Annotated in this window: 15 protein-coding genes and 1 pseudogene; 2 read left to right on the top strand and 14 right to left on the bottom strand. The window is 65.5% G+C overall.

The genetic code is table 11. From position 1 onward, the window contains the following. Positions 1 to 65: 65 nt before the first annotated feature. Positions 66 to 776, bottom strand: a pseudogene (gene mtrA, locus PT282_RS03265) (MtrAB system response regulator MtrA); the annotation flags it as partial. Between the two features lie 112 nt (positions 777 to 888). Beyond that, on the bottom strand, positions 889 to 2,298 hold the full coding sequence (locus tag PT282_RS03260; protein ID WP_277168141.1) for a replication-associated recombination protein A: 1,410 nt from the start codon (positions 2,296 to 2,298) through the stop codon (positions 889 to 891). A gap of 154 nt (positions 2,299 to 2,452) precedes the next feature. On the opposite strand from PT282_RS03260, the gene PT282_RS03255 reads away from it, so the two are divergent. Continuing rightward, a complete protein-coding gene (locus PT282_RS03255; protein ID WP_277168140.1) occupies positions 2,453 to 3,799 on the top strand; it encodes an amidohydrolase family protein in 1,347 nt (448 codons plus the stop codon). Between the two features lie 138 nt (positions 3,800 to 3,937). On the opposite strand, the gene PT282_RS03250 is transcribed toward PT282_RS03255, so the two are convergent. The 9 genes from PT282_RS03250 to hisS all read right to left on the bottom strand — a co-directional run bounded on the left by PT282_RS03250 (position 3,938) and on the right by hisS (position 16,679). Continuing rightward, the gene (locus PT282_RS03250) at positions 3,938 to 5,560 is read right to left on the bottom strand and encodes an ABC transporter substrate-binding protein (RefSeq protein ID WP_277168920.1); all 1,623 of its coding nucleotides are present in this window, start codon (positions 5,558 to 5,560) and stop codon (positions 3,938 to 3,940) included. Between the two features lie 657 nt (positions 5,561 to 6,217). Beyond that, positions 6,218 to 8,806 carry a DUF3516 domain-containing protein gene (locus PT282_RS03245; RefSeq protein WP_308201365.1) on the bottom strand — a complete coding sequence of 863 codons (2,589 nt, stop codon included), beginning with the start codon at positions 8,804 to 8,806 and terminating at the stop codon, positions 6,218 to 6,220. A gap of 80 nt (positions 8,807 to 8,886) precedes the next feature. Next, on the bottom strand, positions 8,887 to 9,606 hold the full coding sequence (locus PT282_RS03240) for a hypothetical protein (RefSeq protein ID WP_277168139.1): 720 nt from the start codon (positions 9,604 to 9,606) through the stop codon (positions 8,887 to 8,889). A gap of 110 nt (positions 9,607 to 9,716) precedes the next feature. Then, entirely contained in the window at positions 9,717 to 10,877 is a 1,161-nt protein-coding gene (locus PT282_RS03235; RefSeq protein WP_277168138.1) for an amino acid ABC transporter permease, read from the bottom strand. 3 nt (positions 10,878 to 10,880) lie between these two features. Beyond that, positions 10,881 to 11,558: an amino acid ABC transporter permease gene (locus tag PT282_RS03230; protein ID WP_277168137.1), complete on the bottom strand. Its 678-nt coding sequence runs from the start codon at positions 11,556 to 11,558 to the stop codon at positions 10,881 to 10,883. Then, entirely contained in the window at positions 11,555 to 12,409 is an 855-nt protein-coding gene (locus PT282_RS03225) for a glutamate ABC transporter substrate-binding protein (RefSeq protein ID WP_277168136.1), read from the bottom strand. Before PT282_RS03225 ends, PT282_RS03230 begins: the two co-directional genes overlap by 4 nt. A 23-nt stretch (positions 12,410 to 12,432) precedes the next feature. Beyond that, positions 12,433 to 13,224 carry an amino acid ABC transporter ATP-binding protein gene (locus tag PT282_RS03220; RefSeq protein ID WP_277168135.1) on the bottom strand — a complete coding sequence of 264 codons (792 nt, stop codon included), beginning with the start codon at positions 13,222 to 13,224 and terminating at the stop codon, positions 12,433 to 12,435. Between the two features lie 200 nt (positions 13,225 to 13,424). After that, entirely contained in the window at positions 13,425 to 15,224 is a 1,800-nt protein-coding gene (gene aspS / locus PT282_RS03215) for an aspartate--tRNA ligase (RefSeq protein WP_277168134.1), read from the bottom strand. Positions 15,225 to 15,278: 54 nt separating this feature from the next. Beyond that, positions 15,279 to 16,679: a histidine--tRNA ligase gene (hisS, locus tag PT282_RS03210; protein ID WP_277168133.1), complete on the bottom strand. Its 1,401-nt coding sequence runs from the start codon at positions 16,677 to 16,679 to the stop codon at positions 15,279 to 15,281. A gap of 91 nt (positions 16,680 to 16,770) precedes the next feature. On the opposite strand from hisS, the gene PT282_RS03205 reads away from it, so the two are divergent. Continuing rightward, complete coding sequence (locus PT282_RS03205) at positions 16,771 to 18,282, top strand: DUF349 domain-containing protein (protein WP_277168132.1); 1,512 nt, start codon at positions 16,771 to 16,773, stop codon at positions 18,280 to 18,282. 71 nt (positions 18,283 to 18,353) lie between these two features. Here the strand turns inward: PT282_RS03205 and PT282_RS03200 are convergent, their stop codons facing one another. The 3 genes from PT282_RS03200 to PT282_RS03190 form a co-directional block, all read right to left on the bottom strand. Then, complete coding sequence (locus tag PT282_RS03200; protein ID WP_277168131.1) at positions 18,354 to 18,803, bottom strand: hypothetical protein; 450 nt, start codon at positions 18,801 to 18,803, stop codon at positions 18,354 to 18,356. Between the two features lie 319 nt (positions 18,804 to 19,122). Further along, positions 19,123 to 21,837, bottom strand: coding sequence for an ATP-dependent Clp protease ATP-binding subunit (locus tag PT282_RS03195; protein WP_277168130.1), 2,715 nt, complete (start codon positions 21,835 to 21,837; stop codon positions 19,123 to 19,125). A gap of 154 nt (positions 21,838 to 21,991) precedes the next feature. Next, complete coding sequence (locus PT282_RS03190) at positions 21,992 to 23,482, bottom strand: DUF3027 domain-containing protein (protein WP_277168129.1); 1,491 nt, start codon at positions 23,480 to 23,482, stop codon at positions 21,992 to 21,994. Between the last annotated feature and the right edge of the window lie 2 nt (positions 23,483 to 23,484).

Genomic DNA, 23,484 nt, shown 5'->3' with positions numbered 1-23,484 from the left:
GCGGCCCGCGCGGGCACGCCGGACCGGTCGGGCTGGTCGGCGTCGTCATCGTCATCGGAGACGAAGCGGTAGCCGATGCCGCGCACGGTGCGGATGATGCGCGGATGGTCGACGTTCGATTCCACCTTGGCGCGCAGCCTCTGGATGTGCACGTTGACCAGCCTGGTGTCGCCGGAGTTCTCGTAGCCCCACACCGTGCGCAGCAGGTCCTCGCGGCTGATGGCCTTGCCCTCGTTGGCGGCCAGCACGAAGCACAGGTCGAACTCCACCGGCGTGAGTCCCAGGTCGGCGCCGTCCTTGGTGGCGGTGTGCCCGTCGCGGTCGATGACGATGGAGCCGCAGTGCAGGCGGTTCGAGGTGTCGGAGGCGCCCACGCCGCCGGCCATGCCCCTGGCTCCGAAGCCGCGCAGCCTCGCGGCGATGCGGGCCAGCAGCTCGGAGGTGTTGAACGGCTTGGTCACGTAGTCGTCGGCGCCCGCCTCGAGACCGGCCACCACGTCGACGGTGTCGGTCTTGGCGGTCAGCATGATGATGGGCACCCCGGAGCTCTGGCGGATGGTCTTGGCCACGTCGATGCCGTTCCTGCCCGGCAGCATGACGTCCAGGAGGATGAGGTCGGGCTTCAGGGTGGGGAACATGTCGACGGCGCGCGCGCCGTCCAGGCAGATGACGGTGCCGAAACCGTGGTCCTCGAGGATGATGGACAGCATCTCGGCCAGCGCCTGGTCGTCGTCCACGATGAGTATCACCCGCTTCTTGCATGAACCGCTATGCATGCTCGCCGTGACCTCCTTGTCTTCGGCCGTCCTGCGGGCATCCATGCGCCGGGTTCGGACGGTTGTGCCACCATTGTAGCTCTTGAATTACAGGGCGGCAAAGACGCGGCGGCTACTTGCCGCCGCCCTGGCCGTCATCGGCATCGTGCGGGCCTTTGGCCTGGCCCTTATGCAGGATCGCCCTGATCCGCTCGAGCCTGGGGCCCACCTCACGCTCGTAGCCACGGTCGTTGGGATGGTAGTACTCACGCCCCTTGAGCTCGTCGGGCATGTACTGCTGGGCGGCGACGGCGCCGGGGGCGTCGTGTGCGTAGACATAGCCCTCCTTGTTGCCCCACTGCTTCATGAGCTTGGTGGGCGCGTTGCGCAGCCAGAGCGGCACCTGGCCGATCATGCCGGCGTCGACGTCGGCGAGCGCCTGGTTGATGGCGTTGTAGCTGGCGTTGGACTTGGGCGCGGTCGCCACGGCGATCACGGCCTCGGAGAGGATGATGCGCGCCTCGGGCATGCCGACCATGGCCACGGCCTGGGCGGCGGCGACGGTGACCTGGAGGATCTGCGGGGCGGCCATGCCCACCTCCTCGGCGGAGGCGATCATGATGCGCCGGGCGATGAAGCGCGGGTCCTCCCCCGCGCGCAGCATACGGGCCAGGTAGTGCAGGGCGGCGTCGGGATCGCTGCCGCGCATCGACTTGATGAAGGCGGAGGCGACGTCGTAGTGGTCGTCGCCGTCCTTGTCGTAGCGCACGGTGGCCGTGTCCATCACCGAGGAGACGACCTCGGGGGTGATGACCGGCTTGCGCGCGCCCTTCTTCCGCGCCTTGTCGCCGGTGACGGCTCCGGCCGCGGCCTCGAGGATCGTCAGCGTCTTGCGCCCGTCGCCGCCGGCCATGCGGATGATCTCGGCGACCGCCTCGTCGCTGGCCCTCACCTCGCCCTTCAGGCCATGCTCGCTTTCCATGGCGCGCTCGATCAGGGCCTTCAGGTCGTCGGGTTCCAAGGATTCGAGCTTGACCACCACCGAGCGGCTGAGCAACGGCTTGTTGATCGAAAAGCTCGGGTTCTCGGTGGTGGCGCCGATGAAGGTGACGTCGCGGTTCTCGACGCTGGGCAGCAGGGCGTCCTGCTGGGACTTGGAGAAGCGGTGCACCTCGTCGATGAACAGCACCGTCTCGCGCCGTTGGGTGACCAGCCGCTCGTGGGCGCGCCGCAGCACGGCACGCACGTCCTTGACGCCGGAGGTGACGGCGGAGAGCTCCTCGAACTCGCGGCCGGACTGGCGGGCGACGATATAGGCCAGGGTGGTCTTGCCCACGCCGGGAGGGCCGAAGAGGATGATCGAGCTCGGCGCGGTGAGCGAGCCCTTGGAGGCCGGGTTGGCCAGGCGTCTGAGGGGCGAGCCGGCGCCCAGCACCTGCCCCTGGCCGACCACCTCGTCGAGCGTGGCGGGCCTCATGCGCACGGCCAGCGGACGGGTGACGTCATCGGGCGCGTCGGCGGCGCTGAACAGATCATCGGTCATGCCCCCATTCTACCCACGGCGTTCGAACATCCGTTCGATGTTATTCGTATCGCCGAACGGGAATGCCCAAACGCCGGAATACCGGGGGCACGGCACGGCGCGAACCGCTAGAGTCGGAGGCAACGCCACAACGAAGAGGAGAAGAGGAGACATCATGAGACCGCCATACCATCCGACCGTCGAACCGTTCGCCATCGAACACGCCACCATCGCCACCGGCGACAGGGACGGACGCACCATACCGGACGCCACCGTCGTCGTCGACGGGCTGGGCATGATCGCCGCGGTGGGCCCCAGCGCCTCGACGGCCGTGCCGGAAGGCTACCACCGTCTCGACGCGACCGGCAAGGTCGTCTCGCCGGGCATGATCAACGGCCACGTCCACACCAACTCGAAGGGCCTGCCCGGCAATCCCAAGCACCAGACCCCGCAGGGCCAGCGCCGCATGGTGCGCATCCTGCGTTCGCTGCCCGGCCGCGTGTTCATGTACTTCAACAGCAAGTCCAACGTCGAGACGCTGCTCAACTCCGGGGTGACCACCGCCCGCTCGGTCGGCGACATCGGCTACGAGCTGACCTGGCTGCGCGACCAGATCAAGGACGGCCTGCTTCCCGGCCCGCGCATCATCCCGGCCGGACCGATGATGGCGATCCCCGACGGGCACGGCGCCCCGCTTTCGGCGCTGGAGGGCGCCACCCCCGAGGAGTCGCGCCGCACCACCCAGATCAACATCGCCCATGGGGTCGAAGCCATCAAGATCGCGGCCACCGGAGGCGTGACGGACTCGCAGGTGCCCGGCGAGGCCGGCACCCCGCAGATGAGCATCGAGCAGATGCGGGCGATCTGCGAGACCGCGCACGAGGCCGGCATCATCGTCGCCGCCCACGCGCAGAGCCGGCAGGGCGTCTACAACGCGCTCAAGGCGGGCGTGGACACCATCGAGCACGGCGCCCCGCTGGACGACGAGCTAATCGGCATGTTCCTCGACAACCCGCGCACGCTGCGCGGCTGGAGCGCCATCGAGCCGACCCTCTCGGCCGGCCTGCCGACCACGTTCCTCTCCAAGGAGACCCTGCACATGACCGAGGTGCAGCTGGCCAATTCCATCCCGATCGCCAAAGGCGTGGTCGAGGCCGCGCGCGACGCCCGCGAGGCCGGCATCAAGGTCGGCGTCGGCACCGACACCGGCGTGCCCTATTCGATGATGTACGCCACCTGGCGCGAGATGGACCTGCTCTGCAAATTCAGCGGCTTCAGCCCCGCCGAGGCCTTCCACGCCGGCACGCAGGTCACCGCCGAGATCATCGGCGTCGGCGACATCACCGGCTCCATCGAGGTCGGCAAATACGCCGACCTGCTGGTGCTCGCCGGCAACCCCGTCGACGACCTGCGCACTCTGGAGCATCCACTGATGGTCGTCGCCGCCGGCCACCCCGTCTTCAGGCCCCGGGTCAGGCGCTACCCCGCCATCGAGGCGACGCTGGACTCCATCTACAGCTGAGTTCTACGGCCGGCCTGCCTGCAGCCAACGGGCAAGCCGGCCGAACAACGAACCGAACAACGAAAAAGGCCCGCACCGGATAACCGGTACGGGCCTTCGCCGTTCACAGGACGGCAGCGGCGTCAAAAGCGGAAGAGCTCACTTGCTCAGGCGCTCGTAGACGATGTTGTTGCTCCAATCCATCGCGAATCCCTTGACCCCCTTGGCGCCGACGCCATGGGCGTTGTTGTAGTAGAGGGGGATCACCGGCAGGTCCTTGAGGATGATGGCCTGGGAGTCCTGGTAGACCTTGTCGGCCTCGGCGCTCGACGTGGCCGCGTAGGCCCTGTCCATATAGGTGTCGAAGTCGGGGTTGAGGTAATCGGTGTCGTTGGCGCCGGCACCGTGGGCCGTGCGGGTGTCGAAGTGCTGGAACAGGTAGGCCTCGGGCGAGGGATACTCGGGGGTCCAGTCGTACCTGGTGGCGCCCACGACCTTCCTGGCCTCCACGGCGCTGCGGTATTCCTTGAACGTCGGCATGGGGTTGGTCTTGACCTTGAGTCCGATCGTGTTGGTGATGGAGTTGGCGATCGCGTCATAGACCGGCTTGAGACCGCTGTCGGAGTCGTAGGTGATGACCAGCGGATCGGTGTCCTTGTCGATGGCCTCGGCCTTGGCCCAGAGCTCCTTGGCCTTCTGCGGGTTGTAGTCGAGCACGTCGTTGCCGGGCAGGCTGTCCGAATAGCCGGGGATGAGCGGGGAGGTGAACTCCTTGGCGGGCGTGGCCGTGCCGTTGAGGATCTTGTTGATGATCGCCTTGCGGTCGATCGCCATCGACACCGCCTGGCGGCGCAGCGTCCCCTCCTGGGTCCTGGCCTCGAAATGCGGCAGACGCGAGGTGAGGCCGAGCATGGAAAGCCTCGAGCCGGGCTTGTTGTAGGCGGTGACCTCGGGGTCGGTGCGGAAGGACTTGGAATCGGCCGCCGGCACGATCTCCATCACGTCGAGCCTGCCACCCTGCACGTCGGAATAGGCCGCCTGGTCGGAGGTGTAGATCTTGAAGGTCACCCCGGCGTTGCTGACCTTGCGGCCGCCGTGGTAATAGGGGTTCTTCACCAGCTTGATCGCGGAATCGTGGTCCCACGAGGCGAACTTGTAGGGGCCGTCGCCGATGGGATGCTGGCCGAATCCCTTGGGATCCTTGAAGAAGGCGTCGGGCAGCGGCGCGAAGGCGGAGCAGCCGACCTTGATCGGGAAGGTGGCGTCGGGGCTCTCGAGCTCCACGGTGAAGGTGCGCGCGTCAACGACATGCAGTCCGGAGAGCTGCTCGTCGCCCTTGAGCCGCGAGGCGTCCTGCAGGTCGCGGTAGCCCTTGATCTTCGTCAGGTACGAGGTCCCCTTCTGGGCGTCCTTGGCGTTGGCCGTGTAGCTCCAGGCTCGCGTGAACGATTTGGCGGTCACCGGCGTGCCGTCGCTGAATTTGAACCCAGGCTTCAGCTTGATGGTGTACGTGGTCAGGGAGGCGTCGGGGCTGATGGATTCCGCCACCTCGTTGACGGCCTTGCCGGACTGGTCGAAACGCACCAGCTCGGAGAAGAGCAGGCCGATCGGCTTGCCGCCGCCCGTCTCGTTGGTGTCGCCCGGCACCAGCGGGCTCTGCGGCTCGGTGTCGTAGGCGGTGATGACATTCGTGTCGCCGCCCTGTTCCGCCTCGCCTTTCGCCTGTCCGCAGCCCGCGAGCATGCCGACGCAGCTCGTCGCCGCCAACGCCAGCGCCATCATCCGCCTGAGCGGACGGCGCACGGCGCAGCCGGCCGCCGCCGATGTTCCTTGGTGAATGTTCATGGTCATGTTTCCTGTTCCTTCTCGTTGTGGTCTTGGTGTCGAATCTCGCCGTGTCGCTTGCGGCCCGATGGTTGCTGTTCATATATCGACCAACGCCATCACCTCCTTTCTGCTTTTCCTTGCTTTCCCTTGCCGCCACCGTTGCGGTGGCCGGTGATTCCGAAACGATATAAAAAACGGGATGGACCGCGATCCGCGATCCATCCCATGAAGACTGTCGAATCACAGATTCCGTTTGAAGACACGAACTGTGACCGATATGCGACGCAGTGGTGTCAGCTATGCCACCACTGCCAGCTGCGCGCGCCCATGGCGCCGCCTACGATTGTCGGGCAGGCATCCGCCGCACGGCATGCCGGAGCCGACGCCGCGACGCGACGCCCCATGCCCATCGACATATGTTCCATGACGGTTCCTTTGCCCTATTTCCGGTTTTCCGACCGTGCCGCGCAGGCGGCCGTTCGAAAACGAATACCTTCAACATACCCGAACTGCCGCCCCATCTGGCGTCATGTCCAAAACGTGGACATCCAATGGCGGCAATGGCGCGTCGGGTGCCAACGCCGACGCCACGGCCGAAGCTGGCCCACCGGCTCACATCACGATGCCGTCGCCGACGTGGTAGTCGGCGAACACCACCTCGCCGCCCTCCTGGGTGGCGTCGAGGTCGACGACGCCGGTGATGGCCCAGTCGTGGTCGCCGTCGGAGTCGTCGATGATCTGGCGCACCTTCCAGGTGTGCTCCCTGGCCTCGCCGGCGTCGTCGAGGATGAAGAGCTTGCCGCTGCGGGCCTTTTGGTCGATGCCGACGTAGTCGTGGGCGTCGTAGTAGTCGTCGAGCGCGTCCTCCCACTCGTGCACGCCGTAGCCCCACTCCTTGTCGAGCGCGCCCAGCTCGTCGGCGCGCTCCTGGTCCATCAGCTGGACGCGGCGGAACATGGCGTTGCGCACCAGCACGATCAGCCCTCGCCGGTCCTCCACCACCGCCGGCTTTCCGCCGGGCTCGGCGGCCGAAAGCGCGTTGGCCTCGGCCTCGCCGGAGCCCTGGCCGGCCTGTTCCCATTCGTCGACGAGGCTGGAGTCGACGGAGCGCACCACCACGCGCAGCCACGAGACGATGTCGCGCAGCTGGTCGTTGAGCTTCTCGGCGGGCACGGTGCGGGCCAGCGAGCGGTAGGCGTCGGAGAGGTAGCGCAGCAGCGTGCCCTCGCTGCGCGCGATGTTGTAGCGGGAGATGTAGCCGCTGAAGTCGCTGGCGGTCTCGACCATGTCGCGCACCACGGATTTGGGCTTGAGCTCGTAGTCGTTGGCCCAGGGCACGTCGTGGCGGTATTCGTCGAAGGCCGCGTCGAGCATCTGCTCCAACGGCTTGGGGTAGGTGACCTCCTGCAGCTTGTCCATGCGCTCCTCGTAGTCGAGTCCGTCGGCCTTCATCTCGGCCAGGGCGGCGTCGCGCGCCTGGCGCTGCTGGGCCTTGAGGACCTGCTTGGGGTCCTCGAGCGTGGCCTCCACCATAGAGATGAGGTCCATCGCATAGGTGTCGGAGTCGGGGTCGAGCAGCTCGATGGCGGCGAGCAGGAAGGGCGAGAGCGGCTGGTCGAGCGCGAAGTTGTCGGGCACATCGACGGAAAGGAAATAGTCCTGGCCGCCACGCCCGTTGTCCTCGGCCTCGATGAAGGAGGAGTCGAGCATCGTGGAGAAGATCTCGTCGGCGCGCTCGTGCAGCCTCGTCTTCTGGCCGGGGGTCTGCGAAGAGTCGTCGATGAGCCTGCCGATGCGGGCCTTGGCGTCGCCGCCCTGCGCCACCTCGTTCAGGACCATGGAATGGCTGACGCGCATATGCGGGGTGAGTGTCTCGGGAGGCGCGGCGATGAGCTTGTCGAAGGTGCCCTCGTTCCACGTGACGAATCCCTCGCGGGGCTTCTTGCGCTTGATCTTCTTGAGTTTCTTCGGGTCGCCGTTGGCCTTGGCGATGGCGCGCGCGTTCTCGATCTCGAACTCGGGGGCCTCGGCGACCACGAGCCCCTCGGTGTCGAAGCCCATGCGCCCGGCTCGCCCGGCGATCTGGTGGAACTCGCGGGCGCGCAGCCTGCGCATCTTCACGCCGTCGAATTTGGTCAGCTGGGTCAGCACCACCGAGTGGATCGGCACGTTGATGCCGACGCCGAGCGTGTCGGTGCCGCAGATCACCGGCAGCAGGCCCTGTTGGGCGAGCTGCTCGACCAGGCGGCGGTAGCGCGGCAGCATGCCCGCGTGGTGGATGCCGACGCCGGTGCGCAGCAGGCGCTGCAGGATCTTGCCGAACGCGGTGGTGAAACGCGTGCCCTTGATGGCCTCGGTGATCGCCTTGCGCTGCTCCTTGCTTGACACACCGGTGCTGGCGAGCGCCTGGGCGGTCTCGAGGGCGGCGTCCTGCGAGAAGTGCACCACGTAGATGGGGGTCTGCTCGCGGCCGAAGAGCAGTTCGACGGTGCCGGCGAGCTGCTTGTCGGTGTATTCGTAGCTCAGCGGCACGGGGCGCGGCGCGTCGTCGATCACGTCGACGTCGGTGCCGGTCATGTCCTCGAGCTTGGCGGCGATGGCGTCGACGTTGCCCAGGGTGGCGCTCATGAGCAGGAACTGGGTGGCGGGCAGGGTGAGCAGCGGCACCTGCCAGGCCCATCCGCGCTCGGCGTCGCCGTAATAGTGGAACTCGTCCATGGCCACGCAGCCGATGTCGGCGTGACTGCCCTCGCGCAGCGCCTGGTTGGCCAGGATCTCGGCGGTGCAGCAGATGATGGGCGCCTCGGGGTTGATCGAGGTGTCGCCGGTGATCATGCCGACGTTGTCGCGGCCGAACGCCTCGACCAGGTCGAAGAACTTCTCGCTCACCAGCGCCTTGATGGGGGCGGTGTAGTAGGAGCGCCTGCCGGTGCACAGCTCGGCGAAGTGCATGCCCAGGGCCACCAGCGACTTGCCGGAGCCGGTCGGGGTGCTCAGGATGACATGGTCGCCGGTCAAGAGGTCCATGACCGCCTCCTCCTGGTGCGGCCACGGGTCGATGCCCTTGGCCTCGGCCACCCAGTCGAAGAAACGCTCGTAGATCTCGTCAGCGTCCATGCGGCGCGGCGCGTCGTCACTGCCGCCGCCACGGCTTCCGCCCGCGAACCAGTCCGGTGCCAGCTGCCCTAAAGTCTGTGTCATAGCGCCCACTCTATCGTCCGCCGGCTACTCCCCCGGCCCGGGCGCTTGCGAAACGGCTGTTCGCGAGGCATTGGCCGGATCTACGACCGTCCATCCGACGAGACAGGCGGACTGGTCCGAGCCCCATCGTCCGATGCCGGCTTTCCCTTGGCGGCGTTGCGGCCCGTGTACCGCTCTTCGGTCATCGCAGGCCCCTGGGGCGCATTGCCACCGGTGTCCCGGCCATCCCCCTCCTCCGCGTCGGCGTATTCGTCGATGAGGGTGTCGCCGCTGAGCCCGAGCCCGGTGGCGCCGGACGTCGGCATGCGGAAGGCGATCTCATGCAGGTCGTTCCAGTCGCTTTCCTCTTCCTTGGATTCTCCATAGGCGTGCTCGATCCAGCGCATCTTGGTGCTGGTCAGGGCGCGCACCACCACGTGACCGCCCGAGATCCGCTCGCTGCGCGGCACGTAGCTCACCTTCACGCTGTTGATCGTCGAACCATGATCCGTATAGCTTTGGCGCAGCACCCCGACCTGTTGCTCGGCGAAGTCCCGATCGGCGGCATCGAACGAGGCCAGTCCCCCTGCGTCTCCGAGGTAGGTGCATTCGAGCAGCTTCATATATCGGTCCAGCACCGCCCGGGAATGGCGGTCGATGGGCACCGTGCCCGGCTCGACCGGATATCGCGGCGCGCAGGCCACCGCGCCGAACACGACCGCCACCGTGTAGACGGCCAGGGCGAGCAGCGCGGCGATCGAGATGACCACGGCACGGCGCATGCCTCCCCCACGGGCTTGGCGTGCGGTCCGGCGTCTCATGCTTTCATAGTATCAGGCATCAAAAATAGGAATTGCGCCATAAACACGCCACTGACGCAGTGTCAGCGGCTCGTTTATGGCGCATTCCGGAGATGCGGCGGCTGCAGGGGCTACTCGCTCTGGTGGCCGTCCTTGCGCTCGCCGTTGTGGCCATCGGCCTTGTGGCCTTCGCCGTGGGGATGCGGACGCAGGTTCGGCAGCGGCGGCACGTGGCGCTCCGGCTGCCGTTCGCTGTCGGGCTGGGTGGAGTCGTAGCCCTGCTCGTAGCGTGTCTGCCTCCAGTGGCGCACCGAGGCGTTGGTGCCGCGATGGTGCGCGTGGTACTGGCGCGGCACGCCGCCGTAGCGGTCCTCGTCGACTTCCTTGGCCACCGCGATCTGGTTGACGTTCGAGGCGTCCATGATCGCGATCGGCGCGACCGGCTCCGGCTCGGCGGGGGCGGCCGTGCGCTGCTGCATGCGGCTCGGGAGCCATTCGGCGAGCTTGGAGAGCAGGGCGCAGACGATGAAGTAGACCACGCCGGCCACCACGAGAGTCTGCAGGATGTTGAAATACATCGAGCCCAGGCGGCGCGACTCCTGCAGCAGGTCGGTGTACATGATGATCGAACCCAGGGCCGTGTCCTTGAGGACCACGACCAGCTGGGTGACCGCCGCCGGCAGCATCGCGTAGACCGCCTGCGGCACCTCCACCTGCATCAGCGACTGCGTGGTGGTCAGTCCGAGCGCCAGCGACGCCTCGCGCTGCCCGCCGGGCAGGTTGCCGACGCCGCTTCGCACCAACTCGGCGACCACGGAGCCGTTGTAGAGGATCAGGCCGAGCACCACGGCCCAGTAGGCCGCGCTCTCGATCCCCGCGAAGGAGAAGAAGCGCCAGAAGAAGATCATGAACATCAGCACCGGCACCGCGCGGCAGAATTCGACGATCACGCCGGAGACGGCCCGCACGGCCACGTTGGGCAGCAGACGGCCGATGCCGAAAATCAGGCCGAAGAGCACCGAACCGACGACGGCGAGCACCGCCGCCTTCAGGGTCATCCACAGGCCGGGAAGGTAGAAATCGGTCCACGCCTCACTGTCGAGCGCCGGCTTCCAGAGCTGCCAGTCGAGCTGGTTCTCGCCGTCCGGCGGGTTGTGCAGGCGCATGAGGATGAGCACCACCACCACGGCGACGACGAGCGCGCCGATCCAGTTGGCGATGCGGATGCGGCGTTTGCCCTTGGGACCCGGCTCGTCGAAGAGCACCGAGCTTTCGTTCGTATTCCTTGCCATGGCCTACCTCCTCACGGCGAGCTTGTTGGACAGCACCGTGGTCAGGGCGCCGATGGGGATGATCAGGATCACGTAGCCGAACGCGAAGATCAGGAAGATGCCGACGATGGAGTTGGCATGGAACTCGATCATCTCGCTCATCAGGCTCGAGGTCTCGGTGGCCACGGACGCGGCGGCGGCCACGGTCGAGTTCTTGAGCAGCGCGATGAGCGTGTTGCCCAGAGGTGCCACGGAGCCACGGAAGGCCTGCGGCAGGATGACGTGCGTGGCGGACTGCATGAAGTTGAGTCCCAGCGCGCGTGCCGCTTCGGCCTGTCCCAACGGCACCGTGTTGATGCCGGAGCGCAGCGACTCGCAGACGAACGCCGCGGTGTAGAGCGACAGGCCGGTGACCGCCAGCCAGAAGAAGTTGGTGGCGAAGGTGTCGGAGAAGGTGAGCTTGAGCTGCGCGAAGGCGCCAAGGACCATGAAGACCATGATGATCGTCAGCGGCATGTTCTTGAAGAACTCCACGTAGCCGCCGGCCACGGCCCGCAGCGACGAGATCGGCGAGATGCGCATCATCAGCAGGATGACGCCGAGGATCAGCGAGAACAGGGCCGACCAGAGGGTCAGCTCGATGTTGACCAGGAAGGCCCCCGGCACGTTGTATTGGCTGAACAGCTGCACGAATTCGTTCATTGCGAGGCCCCCGTCCTGCCGAGGTCCGGAGTGGGCGGATTGAACTTCGGATTCGGCTTGTACTTGACGCCACGGGTGTTGTTGGCGATGGCGCGCTGCCACGAACCGTCCTGCTCCATGTCGGCGATGGCCCGGTCGATCCGGTGCGCGAGGGCGGTGTTGCCCTTCTTGACGCCCACGCCGTAGTATTCCTGCGTGAACGGCTTGCCGATGAGCCTCAGCTTGCCGCGCGCGTTGGAGGCGAGGCCGGCGAGGATGATGTCGTCGGTGGTCACCGCGTCGACGATGCCGGAGAAGAGCGCGGTGGCGCATTCGGCGTAGCCGGGCTGCTCCATCAGCTGCACCTTCGAGGCGAAGCGCTGCTTGACCACCTCGGCGGAGGTGGAGCCGGTCACCGAGCACAGGCGCTTGCCGTCGAGGTCCTGCACGCCGTTGATCTCGTGGTCGTTCTGGCGCACCATGAGGTCCTGACCGGCCACGAAGTACGGGCCGGCGAAGCTGACGGCCTTCTTGCGCTCGTCGGTGATCGAGTAGCTGGCGACGATCATGTCGACGTCGCCGTTCTGCAGCATGGCCTCACGCTGCTTGCTGGGCGCCTCCTTGAAGACGATCTGGTCGTCGGAGTAGCCGAGTTTCTCGGCGATGTAGCGCGCCACGTCCACGTCGAAGCCGACGTAGGTGCCGGACTTCTTGAAGCCGACGCCCGGCTGGTCGAACTTGATGCCGATGCGGATCTTGCCCGCCTCGTTGCCCGAGCCGCAGGCCGCCACGGTGAACAGGCAGGCCACGGCGCACAGGGCGGCGAGGATCCTGCGCCAGGCACGGGCCGCGGGATTGCTGTATCTCTTCATAAGCTGCTTCCTTGCTCCGGCCATCAGTGCGTGAGGATCTTCGAGAGGAAGTCCTTGGCGCGCTCGGTCTGGGGGTGGTCGAAGAACTCGTCGGGGGTGCCCTTCTCCATGATGCGTCCGTCGGCCATGAAGACGATGTGGTCGGCGGCCTTTCGCGCGAAGCCCATCTCATGGGTCACGCAGATCATCGTCATGCCTTCCGAGGCGAGCTTGATCATCACGTCGAGCACCTCGTTGACCATCTCCGGGTCGAGGGCGCTGGTGGGCTCGTCGAAGAGCATGATCTTGGGCTGCATGGCCAGGGCGCGGGCGATGGCGACGCGCTGCTGCTGGCCGCCGGAGAGCTGCGAGGGCATCTTCTCCGCCTGGCTCTCGACGCCCACCCGGGCCAGCAGGTCCATGCCCAGGTCGTTGGCGTCCTTCTTGTCCATGTGGCGCACCTTGATCGGCGCCAGGGTGACGTTGTCGAGGATCGTCTTGTTGGCGAAGAGGTTGAACTGCTGGAAGACCATGCCCACCTCGGCGCGCAGGTTCGCCAGATCCTTGCCCTCCTGGGGCAGCGGGTTGCCGTCGATGCGGATGGTGCCCGAGTCGATGGTCTCGAGCCTGTTGATGGTGCGGCACATGGTCGACTTGCCGGAGCCGGAAGGGCCGACGACGACGAGCACCTCGCCCTTGTTGACCTTGAGGTTGATGTCCTTGAGGACGTGGAGCTTGCCGAAATGCTTCTCGACGTGCGAGAGCTCGACCAGGGGCCCCGTCGTGGCGGGGGCGGCGTCCTGCGTGCGCTTGGTGGTTTCTTTGCTATCTGACATGTCAAGCAGTATATCGGCGCACTGTTACCGCATGGTTACCAGCGAAATTATCCGTGCATGCTGATGTGAGAAGTCTCACATATTGAGAGAACATACCGGATATGCACATGCGCCCGGCCGCCATCGAAGGCGACCGGGCGCACGCGCGATATTGGTGTATAGGCCTTATTCAGCTCTCGCCGAACATCGGGCCGGGACCGTTATTCCTCGTCCTCGTCGGGGTCGTAGTCCACGCCGGTCTCGGCGCGCTGCGCGTCGGAGATCGGGGCGGGGGCTCCGGTGAGCGGGTCGCGGCCGCCGCCGGCCTTCGGGAAGGCGATGACGTCGCGGATGGAGCTGGCGCCGGCCAGGATCGAGACCGTGCGGTCCCAACCCAGCGCGATGCCCGCGTGGGGCGGGGCGCCGTACTTGAAGGCCTCGAGCAGGAAGCCGAACTTCTCCTGGGCCTCCTCCTCGCCGATGCCGAGCACGTCGAGCACGCGCTCCTGGATGTCGTTGCGGTGGATACGCACCGAGCCGCCACCCATCTCCTCGCCGTTGCAGACGATGTCGTAGGAGTCGCTCATCGCGTGCTCCGGGTCCTTATCGAACTTGTCAATCCAGTCGGCGCTCGGCATGGTGAACGGATGGTGCATCGAAGTCCACTTGGAGTGGCCCACGGCCACGTCGTCGTCGTCCGGGTCGTCGGTGCGCTTGAAGAGCGGGAAGTCGACCACCCAGGTGAACGCGAACTTCTTCGGATCCAGCAAGCCGGCGCGGCGTGCGATCTCGACGCGGGCGGCCCCGAGCAGCAGCTGCGAGGACTCACGCGGACCGGCGGCGAAGAACACCGCGTCGCCGTCCTTGGCGCCCACGGCCTCCTTCAAACCATTGCGCTCGGCGTCGGAGAGGTTCTTGGCCACGGGGCCCTTCAGGGTGCCGTCGCCGGTGAACTGCACGTAGGCGAGGCCCTTGGCGCCACGCTGGCGCGCCCACTCCTGCCACGCGTCGAACTGGCGGCGCGGGGTGTCGGCCCCGTCGGGGAAGACCACGGCGCCGACGTAGGGCGCCTGGAAGACGCGGAACGGGGTGTTCTTGAAGTAATCGGTCAGCTCGACGATCGGGTTGCCGAAGCGCAGGTCGGGTTTGTCGGAACCGTACTTGTCCATGGCGTCCTGCCAGGTGATACGGTCGATCGGCAGCTTGATGTCGTAGCCCTGCGTCTTCCAGATGGCGGCGATGACCTTCTCGGCCATGGCCATCACGTCCTCCTGGTCCACGTAGCTCATCTCGATGTCGAGCTGGGTGAACTCGGGCTGGCGGTCGGCGCGGAAGTCCTCGTCGCGGTAGCAGCGGGCCAGCTGGTAGTAGCGCTCGACGCCGCCGACCATCAGCAGCTGCTTCAGCAGCTGCGGCGACTGCGGCAGGGCGTACCAGGAGCCGGGCACCAGGCGGGCCGGCACCACGAAGTCACGGGCGCCCTCGGGCGTGGACTTGATGAAGGTCGGGGTCTCCACCTCGGTGAAGTCCATGTCCTCCAGGGCGTGGCGCGCGGCACGGGTCATGTCGCTGCGCAGCTTCAGGTTGGCCTGCATGGAGGGGCGGCGCAGGTCGAGGTAGCGGTACTTCAAACGCACGTCCTCGCCGGGCAGCTTGTTCTCGGCCTCGTTCTCGAGGGCCGTGGAGACCTGGAAGGGCAGCGCGTCGGACTTGGCCAGCACCTTGAGGCTCTCGATGACGACCTCGACCTTGCCGGTGGAGAGATGCTCGTTCTCGTTGCCTTCGGGGCGCTCACGCACCTCGCCGACGACCTGGACGACGAACTCGCTGCGCAGCGGGCGGGCGACCTCCTCGTCGTAGATGACGATCTGCACCAGGCCGGTGCTGTCGCGCAGGTCGATGAACGCCACGCCGCCGTGGTCGCGCCTGCGGTCGATCCATCCCGCGAGGGTGACCTTCTTGCCGATGAGTTCCTCGGTCACCTCAGCGGCGTGATGTGTTCTATAAGCCGTCTGGCCCATGCTTCCTCTATTCCTTTACTTCAAACCTATGAAACCGCGGAAAACCGTGTTCGATCAGGCATCCAGATCGACGGTTTGCTGAGCATACACACTATCGGGTCGCCATGACGTGGAGTCGGCCGCCACCTGCTCGCCGGTGACGATGTTCTTGACCTCGTCGTGCGCGCCGCCCTCGCCTTGCGCGGCGTCGGCCGGGAACCAGACGTAGGGGATGCCGAGGCGGTCGGCGTATTTAATCTGCTTGCCAAGCTTTGCGGCATACGGTGCTACATCGGTCGCGATGCCGCGTTCTCGCAGCTGAGTCGCAATCTTATTCGAAGCAAGGCGATCATTCTCGTTCCATACCGCTACCAACACTGAAGCCGGAGAAACGCGAGAAGCACTGGCTCCTGCAGTATGCAACATATACGAAACCAGACGCGACAGGCCTATCGAAAGACCGACACCAGGATATTTATGATTCCCCTGCGAGGCAAGGTTATCGTAACGTCCTCCGGAGCAAATCGACCCGAGCGAATCGGCACCTTCCAAAAACGTCTCGTAGACAGAACCGGTGTAATAATCAAGACCCCTGGCAATCTTCAAATCTGCAATCACTGAACCAGGACGGATATTCGCTGCTTCATCGATGATCATCACCAATGTATCCAAACCCTGCTGGGCCATAGGATGATATTGCTCACGATCGATTTCCGTGCAATACTTGCTCCATAACGCGTCGAACTTAGATTGCAATTCCTCGCCACTGTCGGCAGTGAGTTGGGCAAGTTCAAGGCACGCCTGAGCTTGGCGCTGGTTGGCGTGGCAATTTTCAATCAGCAGTCTAGAAACCTCGTCGGCCCCGATTTTGTCAAGCTTGTCAATCTCACGAAGCACACCTTCGATATCGCCCAGACCAACACCACGATAAAAGCCTTCGGAAAGCTTGCGGTTGTTGGCGTGCACAGTGGCCTTGGGCAGACCGAACTTGCGCAGTTCCTCAAGCGCCTGCACCATCACAAGCGGTAACTCGACCTCATAATGCTCCGGTAGATTGCCGTTGCCCACAACGTCGATGTCGGCCTGGACGAACTCGCGGAAGCGGCCCTCCTGCGGCCTCTCGCCGCGCCAGACCTTCTGGATCTGCCAGCGCTTGAAGGGGAAGGTGAGCTGGCCGGAGTGCTCGACCACGTAGCGGCTCAGCGGCACGGTGAGGTCGAAATGCAGCCCCAGCCGGCGCTCGATGGGAGTGTCGGACTCGTGGCCGACCTCCTGCAGGCGCGAGAGCAGGTAGATCTCCTTGCTCGTCTCGCCCTTCTTCAGCAGGCTGGACCCCTCCTCGACCGCGCGCGTCTCGATGCCGATGAACCCATTGAGCTCGAAGACCCTGCGCACGGTGTCCATCACCTGCTGTTCGACCACCCGTTCCTGGGGCAGCCACTCCGGAAATCCTGATATTGATGCACCTTTAGCCATAAATCCCTATAATAAGAGTTGTTGTGGAAAACCGGGGCCCCGGCCTCGCTTTTTGACACCTCCGTACACGAAGACCTTCAAGGAGCTGGACATGGCCGACGAACAAGTCACCCAAACCGAACACACCACCGAGCCCGAAGCGCAGGCAGTGCCGCCCGCCGCCGGCACGCAAGCCGCTCCCGCAGCCCCCGCGGCGCCTGCCGCTCCCGCCGCACCTGCCGCACCAGCAGCTCCCGCCGAGCCTGCAGCTCCCGCGGCGCCGCATCCCGCACCCAAGCCGCACGCGCCCTCTCCCCTGGCCTTCGCCAAGAAGCCTGCGGCGAAGCGCCCCGTGGCCGCGCCCAAGGCCCCCACCTATTCCGAGGCCGATGTCAAGGCCGCCGAGTCCTTCGGCCGAGTGGACGACAAGGGCGCCGTCTTCGTGCGTGAGGACGCCGGCGAGCGCGAGGTCGGCGAGTTCCCGGGCGCCAGCAACGAGGAGGCGCTCACGCTCTACGCGCGCCGCTACCTCGACCTGAAGGCCAAGCTCGACCTGTTCGCCACGCGCCTGAAGGCCGCGAACATCAAGGCCCATGAGATCGACGAGTCGCTCAAGACCCTGGCCGAGGAGACCGCCGAGCCCGCCGTGGTCGGCGACATCGCCGCGCTCAAGGCGCAGTACGAGGAGCTCAAGCAGGCCGGCGCGGCCAAGAAGACCGAGCTCGCCGAGGCCCGCAAGGAGGCCCTGGCCAAGGCCATCAAGGAGCGCACCGCCATCGTCGAGAAGGCCGAGGCGCTGGCCGCCAGTCTCGGTGACGACACCAACTGGCGTTCCACCGCCGACAAGTTCCGTTCGCTCTTCGATGCCTGGCAGCAGCACCAGCGCACCACCATCCGCATCGACAAGCCCACCGCCGACGCGCTGTGGAAGCGCTTCTCCGCCGCCCGCACCACCTTCAACCAGCACCGCCGCAAGTGGGCGCAGGCCCGCGACGCCAACCGCGCCGAGACCAAGCGCCTCAAGGAAGAGATCATCAAGGAGGCCAACGAGATCAAGGAATCGACGGATTGGGGCGCCACCTCGCACCAGTTCAACGAGCTCATGGACCGTTGGAAGGCCGCCGGCCGCGCCGGACGCAAGGACGACGACGCGCTCTGGGCACGCTTCCGCGAGGCCTGCGACGTCTTCTTCAACGCCCGCCAGGCCGACCGCGACCGCATGGGCGCCGACGAGAAGGACAACCTCGCCAAGAAGGAGGAGCTGCTGAAGAAGGCCGAGGCGCTGGTGCCGGTCGCCGACGAGAAGGCCGCCAAGAAGGCGCGCCAGGCGCTGGCCGACATCCAGGACGAGTGGGACCAGATCGGCTACGTGCCCCGCGAGGACATGCACCGCATCGAAAGCCGCCTGGACGCCGTCGACAACAAGATCAAGGCCGTCGAGCAGGCCGCCTGGCAGAAGAGCGACCCCGAGGCCGACGCCCGCGTCTCCAGCTTCGAGACCCAGCTCAAGGCCCAGCTCGACGAGCTCGACGCGAAGATCGCCGCCGAGTCCGACCCGGCCAAGAAGAGCAAACTCGAGGCCGAGAAGGCCACCAAGGAGCAGTGGCTCAACGCCGTGAAGTAAGCGGTTGGGCTTGCCCAATACCAAAAGTGGTCTGCACCATGGAGTTGGTGCAGACCACTTTTATGATCCGTTTATTCTGCGGTTTCGAACAGAGCTTTCAGCTTGGCGGTTCCTGGCTGGTTGCAGCTGAGCCTATGGTCACCGGCCTGTCCGATCTTTGCCTGCGCGAACGCGAAAAGATTCTTGCCTTTGGAATCCGGATGGTTGAGGTCTTCGGTACTTGCCTTCATGGGATTGCCGTCGACCGTGCAGCTTTCGGCTTTCATGTCTTTCAAATCATCGCGATAGGCCAGAACATAGATGTTGCCGCTTTTGGACGTGGTGACAGTGGTGGCGTCGCCATCGGGATCGACACTGTATTGGTCCATGGCCGAGAATCTGTCCGCGACGTCGCTGGCGCTCGGTTCCGATCTCTTGGCTCCGCACCCTGCCAGACTACCGACGCACAGCAGTACCGCAACCGTGACGATAACCCCTCGCACATTCCTTCGCATCGCCTGTATCCTTCCTTGGGTACCCATATCGATGTTGCTAATTTCTCTTGATTGCAGATTATCAGCCCCCCATTCGCTCTTCCCACAGCTGCGACCAAAAGCAGCGTTTTGGATTGGTTGTTCTGCTTTCCGACGCCTGTTTACCCATCCCTGCGTTGAAAAGCAGAATTACAGGGCAGGTTATCTGCTTTTCGACGCAGCCGCCGACTGACATGCGAGGAAACTCACGCTTTATCGGAGGTTTCACTGATTTTGCTCGCCCCCGTGCCATCCCGGAACACTGAATACGAAAAAGGACCCGACTCCTTGTGGAGTCGAGCCCTTTCAGTGCATTGTCGGCTGGATGTCAGTCAGCGGATGTGCCCGTACCATCCTTGCCTGCGTCATCCGTGCCATTGGCGGAAACGTCGGAAGCGGCACCGGAATCCGCGGAGGACCCTGCCGGCGACGACGGAGCGGCCGGAGCGTCTCCGGAACCGTCTGCCGCGGCGTCACCAGCATCGGCCGGCGCGCCATCACCCACCAGCTCGGGCTGCTTGCCATCGGCATCGGCATCGGCGGAACCGTTCTTGGCGCTCGGGTCCTCGAACGGCTCGCCCTTGAAGGTGAACTCGCCCAGGATGCCCTCGCCCTCGGCGTCGACCTCCACCTTCTCGCCGTTCTTGAGCTTGCCCATCAGGATCTGCTCGGAGACGGCGTCCTCGATGTCGCGCGTGATGACGCGGCGCAGCGGACGGGCGCCCAGCAGCGGGTCGAAGCCCTTCTCGGCGAGCAGGTCCTTGGCGCCGTCGGTGAGCTCGAGCGACATGTGGCGCTCGAAGAGACGGTCGTTGAGCTGGCCCAGGTCGAGGTCCACGATCTGGCGGACCTGCTCCTTGGTGAGCTGACGGAAGACGATGATGTCGTCGAGGCGGTTGAGGAACTCGGGGCGGAACTGCTGCTTGAGCTCGCTGGTCACCTCGCCCTTCATCCGCTCGTAGCTCGACTCCTTGTCGACCCCGGAGCTGAAGCCGGTGTTGGCGGCCTTGGCGATGTCCTTGGTGCCGAGGTTGGTGGTGAGGATGATGATGGTGTTCTTGAAGTCCACCTTGCGGCCCTGGCCATCGGTCAGGTGGCCGTCGTCGAGCACCTGCAGCAGCGTGTTGAAGATGTCGGGATGGGCCTTCTCGATCTCGTCGAAGAGCACCACGGAGAACGGCTTGCGGCGCACCTTCTCGGTGAGCTCGCCGCCCTCCTCGTAGCCAACGTACCCCGGAGGGGCGCCGAAGAGGCGCGAGGCGGCGTACTTCTCGGAGAACTCGGACATGTCGACGCGGATTAGCGCGTCCTCGTCGTCGAAGAGGAACTGCGCCAGCGCCTTGGCCAGCTCGGTCTTGCCCACGCCGGTGGGGCCGGCGAAGATGAACGAGCCCGCAGGGCGCTTCGGGTCCTTCAGGCCCACGCGCGTGCGCCTGATCGAGCGGGACAGCGCGGAGACCGCCTCGTCCTGGCCGATGATGCGCTTGTGCAGCTCGGACTCCATGTTCAGCAGCTTCTTGGACTCGGCCTGAGTGAGCTTGAAGACGGGGATGCCGGTGGTCGAGGAGACGACCTGGGCGATCACGTCCTCGTCGACGACCATCTTGACGTCGCTGCCGCCCTCGCGCCAGGTCTTCTCCTTCTCCTTGCGCTCAGTCTGCAGCTTGCCTTCCTGGTCGCGCAGCTCGGCGGCCTTCTCGAAGTCCTGGCCCTTGATGGCCTTGTCCTTCTCGTCGGAGACCTTGGCGATCTTGCCGTCGAGCTCCTTCAACTCCGGCGGGGCGGTGAGGCGCTTGATGCGCAGGCGCGCGCCGGCCTCGTCGATCAGGTCGATGGCCTTGTCGGGCAGGTTGCGGTCCTGGATGTAGCGGGAGGAGAGCTCGGCGGCGGCCTGGAGCGCGCCGTCGGTGATGGTCACCTTGTGGTGGTTCTCGTAGCGGCTGCGCAGGCCCTTGAGGATGTCGATCGTGTCGGCGATGGACGGCTCCTCCACCTGGATGGGCTGGAAGCGGCGTTCGAGCGCGGCGTCCTTCTCGATGTACTTGCGGTATTCCTCGGTGGTGGTGGCGCCGATGGTCTGCAGCTCGCCACGCGCGAGCATCGGCTTCAAGATATCGGAGGCACCCAGCGCGCCGTCGGCCGAGCCGGCGCCGACGATGGTGTGGATCTCGTCGATGAAGAGGATGATGTCGCCGCGGGTCTTGATCTCCTTCAAGACCTTCTTCAGACGTTCCTCGAAGTCGCCGCGGTAGCGCGAGCCGGCCACCATGGAGGCGAGGTCGAGCGAATAGACCTGCTTGTCCTTGAGGGTCTCGGGCACGTCGCCCACGTGGATCTTCTCGGCCAGGCCCTCGACGACGGCGGTCTTGCCGACGCCGGGCTCGCCGATGAGCACGGGGTTGTTCTTGGTGCGACGGGAGAGCACCACCATCACGCGCTCGATCTCCTTGGCGCGGCCGATGACCGGGTCGAGCTTGCCGTCAGCGGCCTCGGCCGTGAGGTTGCGTCCGAACTGGTCGAGGATGGCGGAGCCGGACTGGCGGCCCTTGTTCTCCACGCCGCCGGCGTTGGCCAGGTCGCCCTTGCCTTCGCCCTCGGCGCCACCGGAGTTGCCGCGGATGAGGTCGATGGTGGAACTGCGCAGCTCTCCCAGGTCGACGTCCATCTTGATGAGCACCTGGGTGCCGACGCCCTCGCCCTCGCGGATCAGGCCGAGCAGGATGTGCTCGGTGCCGATATAGCTATGGCCCAGCTGCAGCGCCTCGCGCAGGCTCAGCTCGAGCACCTGCTTGGCGTGTGGAGTGAACGGAATATGACCATCCGGCGCGGCGTTGCCCTTGCCGATCATCTCCTCCACCTGCTTGCGGGTGTCTTCCAGCGTCACGCCTTTGGCCGCGAGCGCCTTGGCCGCGATTCCTTCGCCTTCACGAATCAGGCCGAGCAACAGATGTTCGGTGCCGATATAGTTGTGTTGGAGGGCTTTGGCTTCTTCCTGCGCCAGCACGATCACACGACGGGCGCGGTCAGTAAACCGTTCGAACATACTTGTCCTTCCACTTCTTGATAGTCCATTTCACTCTACCGATTCAGAGTGACGTTTATTTCCCGCGCCACACCTTTTGCGCTGAGAACGCAACAAACGGCGCGGACACGCGCAAACAACGGGACAGACGGGTTCCGATTGGGTTCGGCACGGGTCACTCGTCGCCCGGCGCGTCGTCGGCGGGGGCCGTGTCGGCGGTGGCGCTGATATCGGCATCAGTGGCGTCACTGGTATCGGTATCGTCGGTGTCCGGGTCGGTGTCCGTGTCCGTATCCGTGTCGGTGTCGGCATGGGTGCCAGCGGTGTCGTCGGCATCATCTTCGACATCGCCACTGCCATTCGACGGCGCCGTAGTCGCGGCCTTGCCATCGGCATCGTCATCGGCGTTATCGGCTTCGTCGACACCATCGGATTCATCATCCGAGTCGTCAGTGTCATCGGCATCGTCGGTGTCGTCGTCATCGGCACCATCGGTGGCGTTCGACTCGTCGTCGGCATCGCCATCGTCGCCCTCAACGTCGTCATCGGACCCGTCATCGTCCGACCCATCGCCTGCTGCCAGGTCGATCGTCGACTCCACGTCGGTGACGGCGCTGACCTCGGATGGCGCCGCGTCATCGTCCGACACGTCGTCCCGATCGGCCTCGGAGGCGGGGACGGCATGGCGCTCGATATCATCGTCATCGGCGCTTTCGTCGTCCTCATCGCCGTCCAGGGACTCGATGAGCTCGACCTGGCCGCGCTCCTCGCGTGGCTTCTGGGCGATGATGTCGATGTGCAGGTCGTCGAAGGCGGGCTTGGACTGCACCCACAGCCTGGTCGGCTCGGCCTCCTCGATCTCGGAGTGCTCGCCGCAGCCGTGGTCGATGGAGACCACGCGGCCATCGTCGGGGCTCCACCGGTTGGCGCATACGCCGAACATGGTGTCGAGATCGCCCTTGAGACCGATGAAGAAGGCGCAGGTGGAGCACAGGTTGCCACCGCCGGTCTTGGTGGAGAGCGACTTGGGGCCGTGCTGGCCCTCATACCAACGCTTCGCAGTCTGCGAGCGGCCAAGAGGGCTCATCACGTGGCGTCGCGAGAGGTGGAAGTCCTCGATCGCTTCCTCGGCGTCGATGCTCAGCCCGGTCTCGGGGTCGATGTCCTTGCCGTTCCCGCCGGTGGCATCGGCAGGCTTGCCCTCCGGCGTGGCACCGGTCCCGGCCTTGCCGGTGTTGGCACCGTCGTCACTTCCAGTGACCTTGCCGTCGTCGGCACTGGATTCACCTTGTGCGGGCCCGGTGCGACGGAAGCCGTCCTCCATGCGCGAATCGTCCGGGTCGGTGCCCAGCGCGTCGGTCACCGAGATGTCCTCGGCCTCGAGCCTGTCTTTCCAAGGCACCCAGGCGGGGGCGACCAGGGAATCGTCGGTGGGCACCAGCGAGGACTCGTTGACCGTCCAGCGGTCCTGTTCCTCGTCGTGGTAAAGGGTCACGGCCCACTGCCAGCCCTCGTAGCCGCGCCTGCGGCAGGTAAAGCGGAAGTCGGTGACGTTGTCGCCGAGCTCGACCTGGCTGGCGAAATCGCCCACGTCGCCGGGCTCGTCGGCGGAGACGACCGCCACGGATTTCGCGAGCGCTTTGGGATCCAACGTATCTTCTGTCATAA

This window comes from Bifidobacterium sp. ESL0763 (assembly GCF_029433395.1).
In the GTDB taxonomy this organism is placed as follows: domain Bacteria; phylum Actinomycetota; class Actinomycetes; order Actinomycetales; family Bifidobacteriaceae; genus Bifidobacterium.
Note: the sequence above shows the minus strand (reverse complement) of the source record. Positions and strands in the feature narration are given on the sequence as shown.